The sequence below is a fragment of the Flammeovirga aprica JL-4 genome, assembly GCF_012844305.1.
Classification (GTDB): domain Bacteria; phylum Bacteroidota; class Bacteroidia; order Cytophagales; family Flammeovirgaceae; genus Flammeovirga; species Flammeovirga aprica.
This window is the reverse complement of the sequence record NZ_JABANE010000330.1, coordinates 1-843: the sequence shown is the minus strand read 5'-3', so window position 1 is coordinate 843 and position 843 is coordinate 1. Positions and strand designations below refer to the sequence as shown.

Below are 843 nucleotides of genomic sequence, written 5' to 3'. Positions count from 1 at the left end.
AAGCACTTGGTAATGATGAAGAAAGAGGATGCGACTAAGTATTTTATAAGTCCTAGTAAGCTATTTGAAAAGATTCAATTAAAAGATACAAATGACGATGTAAATCTAGAAGAATTTGAAAAAAATGTATTATTTAACATGTTTAAATCACATCAGAGAAATGACTATGATTATGACAAATAAACTTTTATTAATTCTAATGATTTTCCTTGTTTCTTGTTCTTTGCAAGGAAATAAAGAAATAACACTTAATGAAAATGATCAATTAATATTAGATATACTTGACCAAAAATATGATGGTAAAATTAAATTTACAGTTAAAGATAATTATGTTTCAAAAATAAAGCTGACTAAGATGGGTATGATGAATTCTTTGCCAGAAGAGTTATCACGCTTTGAACAATTAGATTCTTTATATATTTACAAAACAAGTTTTGAAGATAAAAAAATAGATGTCAGAAAAGTCAAAACATTAAAATATATTGGATTTAATAGTATTGATCTTTCGGATTATAATATCTATCTCAATAATAAAATAGAAGATATTTTATTAAGTAGGTGTGCTTTTACAAAATACCCAGAAGCAATATCAAAAGCTAATATAAAAAAACTGGAGATTGGTGGTTTTTCGACTGATTATCAGAAAATTTTCCCTATGGAAATCGGAGGATCAGCATTAAAGGAAGTAATATTTCATTATGTTGATTTCGAAAAGTTACCTGATATCAAAACACCCAACGAGTTGTCATTGTCAGTAATTCAACATGATAACATAGTACAACTTCCAGAAAGTTATTTACACCATAAGTATAAAATGTTGATTATTTCGGGTTGTAAAAAATT

General features: G+C 26.1%; 2 protein-coding genes. Both read left to right on the top strand.

What is annotated here, in order from left to right; translation table 11 throughout:
* Window positions 1-183, top strand: a 183-nt coding sequence (locus HHU12_RS35200) for a hypothetical protein (RefSeq protein ID WP_205960088.1), incomplete at its 5' end; no start/stop codon positions are given.
* On the top strand, window positions 173-843 hold a 671-nt coding region (locus tag HHU12_RS34190), incomplete at its 3' end, for a hypothetical protein (protein WP_169661187.1). The genes HHU12_RS35200 and HHU12_RS34190, both read left to right, overlap by 11 nt.